The sequence below is a fragment of the Streptococcus alactolyticus genome, from assembly GCF_012277075.1.
Classification (GTDB): domain Bacteria; phylum Bacillota; class Bacilli; order Lactobacillales; family Streptococcaceae; genus Streptococcus; species Streptococcus alactolyticus.
The window spans coordinates 1-544 of record NZ_JAAXMT010000029.1 but is presented as its reverse complement, the minus strand read 5'-3'; the positions used below and the strand labels follow the sequence as shown (position 1 = coordinate 544).

Annotated in this window: 1 pseudogene; it reads right to left on the bottom strand. The window is 39.3% G+C overall.

From position 1 onward, the window contains the following. Positions 1-474, bottom strand: a pseudogene (locus HFK82_RS08730) (transposase); the annotation flags it as partial. Positions 475-544 lie beyond the last annotated feature (70 nt).

The following is a 544-nucleotide window of genomic DNA, read 5'->3' as shown; positions in this document are numbered from 1 at the left end:
CCAGCTTTTGCTTGATTTTTCTAGCTCCATAGCGCTTCTGATTCTCTAAAAAAATCTTCTCAACGGACGCTTCAAGCTCTGACTCAGCAACAAGGTCAGCTGCCTTATAGTAGTAGCTAGACCGAGGTATTCCTAGCAGGCGACACATAGCTGAAACACTGTATTTATCCTTGTTAGCAGTGATTACTTCCCTTTTTGTGCCATAATCACCGCTGCTTGCTTTAGGATGTCTACCTGCATTTCCAATTCTTTGTTTCGTTTTCTAAGGGCAATCAGTTCACGTTGTTCATCTGTCAGATTATCAACCGACTTAAACGATCCAGTCGTTCTTGCTTGTTTTACCCACTTATCAAAAGTAGATGGGGTTAAGTCATATTCTTGAATGAGTTCACTGCGTTTTCTTCCTGCTTGGTGAAGATCAACAATTTGTTGCTTAAAATCATCCGTAAAGTGACGACGTGGTTTTCTAGACATAATTTTCTCCTTTATTGGTTCAAGTGTAGAACACTTTATAAATTCTGTCTAGTTTAGTGTAACCTATTCA